Origin of the sequence: uncultured Microbulbifer sp. (genome assembly GCF_947489355.1) — a bacterium.
Lineage (GTDB): Bacteria > Pseudomonadota > Gammaproteobacteria > Pseudomonadales > Cellvibrionaceae > Microbulbifer.
Genome location: NZ_CANLDD010000125.1, coordinates 1 through 2,808 on the forward strand (window position 1 = coordinate 1; position 2,808 = coordinate 2,808).

A 2,808-nucleotide genomic window follows, 5' to 3' on the forward strand; every position below is an offset into this window, starting at 1 on the left:
GTCTCAGGCAGCGACTTTACCACCTAAATTGGTGTCCGGGATTAGTAGACCACTACATACTCATAACCACGCCCTAAGGACGTGGGTTTCTACATCAAACTAAACTTGTGCTCCAAGCTCCAAGTTCCATGTGAATTTTTTCATGACAGGTAAACTCTTTACTATCCTCTGCCGTGATCGTATGCAATACCGCCGTATATGGCCTCAGCAGAGCTATAGCGGCCTCTGTTACCCTTTTTTGCGCTTCACTTCTTCAGATAGAGTATACTATATTACACGCTCTACAATGGTCACCAAAACTCCACTGTGTCCCCTGCCAATGACTGTATCAATTTCCCAGTCGCCAACCCGACTCTTCGCATCCACCTCCACCAAACGCTCATAGTTACTTACACGGTTCCATATTTGGTCGCGATTGGTTTTACCATTGCTTCACTTGTGGTATTTTCTACCGTGCCGCCGGAGGTTCATGAACAGTTGGCCACCTCTCGCCTTATCAGCCCATACATGCTGATAGATGCACTCATGGCTCAACAGTGTCAAGTGCTCCTTGAGCAGCCAGCCTGAGATCTGCTCCAGACTCTATTTTTCAGCAAGCTTATCCTCGACCAGGTTTGTCAGCTCTGGGATCATCTTTGTTACTTTTCTGGCCTCTTCACGATGTGAGAGCGCAAACTTCTGGGCTTGCTTGTCCCGATAGCCGCGCTGACCTCTACTCCGTGCTAACTCCCTCGATATCGTTGACCGGTTCACGCCTACAGTCAGCGCAATCTGTGCTTGTGAAAAACCGATTTTATTGGACTTCTCAATCTGGGATCTTTGCTCATAGGACAGTTGTTTGTAGTGTCTCATTGCATATCTCTTGCCGTAGAAAAGCACGAAGCCTAGGGGCAACTCGCCGCTTTTTCTAGGCTCATTAAGATATGCACTTACAGATTGAATCTGAGTCACTAATAGTTCTTATAAGTTCAAGGTTTGAAGAGACAAATTTATATATTTGCTGATTAAAACTCGAGAATCGTGAAAACCCATTCTCATAATCAGAAACGATCATTGCCAGAAGGATTTCAATTCCAGTGGTACTGACCTGATTATACTTATCTCCTTTGATAACTCTATAATGTGGTACCGAAGTTTTGCAATGAAAAGTCAAGCCATAGTCACACCCTCTCCCATCTTGCTCCAGTAAGTAAGATGGATGCCTTCGAACAAGCATAGAAACATGACCATGAACTCGATAGCCAACATGAAGATCATAGTTATCATATTTATCCAGTCCATTCTCACTGTCCCTATAGATTTGCTCGACTAAAACATCGGCCTTTCGAGCTAGCTTGACCGCTTCATCATTTTTCCCATGCAAAAGCAAATGAATTTCTACATTGGGAAATATATTTCTTAACCTACTCACCAGATAATTAAATGACTCTTCATATACACTAACATAATGCGGGTCAGAAATTGCTATTTTTCTAATTTTTACTGGTGCGTCAAAACGTCTATTTTTAAATCGATCATCAAAAAAAGCAATATCTCCAGATAACACAGATTTTTCTAAACCAAGAAATTTGCAAGCACTATAGGTTAAGGCGCCTCGAGTTGAAAAAAAATTCGCTTTTTCAGTTAGATCTTTTAAAACTTTAATATCTCTATCCGTAAACGACCTTTCAAAACTAAGAGAGGATGAAGAAACTCCTAGTGACGTTCCGGCAGCTAAAACCCCAAAAGGAACTCCAGACTTCAGTAATTCAGGTAAAAACCTGTATGTTTTTTCTATATTTCTTCTAATAGCCAGGCATGCAAAAATCACAAAATCAGACTTCAATACTATCGACTCAACACTTTCCCACTTGTCAGCACGAAATACTGTAGAAGATTTAATATCCTCTTCAAATAGCATATTCAAGGCTGAAATAGTAGAGCGTGTAATTAAGCGATCCCCTATATTAAGGCTTCCACAACGAAAAGTAGAAACAATAACAATTTTCATAGCACCTCACAAATCAGAAACCACCCGCGAAGCAGGGGTATAATGAAAGCCCCCTGAGAGGGCTATTGGTCAAAGCCCTTCCAGGCACATGAGCTCCTGACAGCGCTCCTCACTTTCTTAGCTCTTGATGCGCTTCCTAACCACCTCTTCACCTAAACCCTATGTGCATACCCGCTAACTTCTAGCTCAAAAGTGATGGTCAGTGAAACTTCCTTTGAGTTGCAAGCACTTCTGGAAGATCCAGATCTCAGACTAACCCTTGAAAAATCACACTGTATTGGACACGTTGAAATTAGGAGGGGTCATTAGCAGCTTGTGGTTGTGATCTCTCATAGTGTAACTCTCTACCAATTCTATCCTTGCTTAGCAGCAAAAATCACGGAAAGTAGCCCCAATCCTATTTCGCAATGCACCAAATATCGCCTTCTTTCTATATTTCAGAAAAGACAACGTTATACATGCAATAATTCTTAACCCGAGCTTTTCTCTGCGAATCTCTCATATGGCCTCATCATGGAACTCGCCAGTTCGTAGGAGGTCATTTTACCCTGCACATCGGAATGAAAGGAACTTGTCGAATCTCACCACCAGAGGGAGTGAGTTACCTCTTGATTAAATTAAAATAAGCCCAGACTCCAATTATTATAGCCTGACTAAACTAGATAAAATTTGGTTATGGGCTATTCCCGCTTCACCTAGGTAACCATAGGATGGCACAAGCCGTAGCTACTGTACTTTGATTGTAGTGGTCAACTTTTACCGGACAGTAAGTTAAGCTTTTCTTCCGCCTTTGCAGGTGGTATACCATCGTTGTGCTG

The 2,808-nt window shown here is 42.1% G+C and carries 2 protein-coding genes; both read right to left on the reverse strand.

Annotated elements, in window-relative coordinates:
- Window positions 1–582 precede the first annotated feature (582 nt).
- Window positions 583–852, reverse strand: a complete 270-nt coding sequence (locus tag Q1A48_RS20915; protein ID WP_299948741.1) for a helix-turn-helix domain-containing protein — start codon at window positions 850–852, stop codon at window positions 583–585.
- A 64-nt stretch (window positions 853–916) separates the two neighbouring features.
- Window positions 917–1,990 carry a polysaccharide pyruvyl transferase family protein gene (locus Q1A48_RS20920; protein WP_299948742.1) on the reverse strand — a complete coding sequence of 358 codons (1,074 nt, stop codon included), beginning with the start codon at window positions 1,988–1,990 and terminating at the stop codon, window positions 917–919.
- Between the last annotated feature and the right edge of the window lie 818 nt (window positions 1,991–2,808).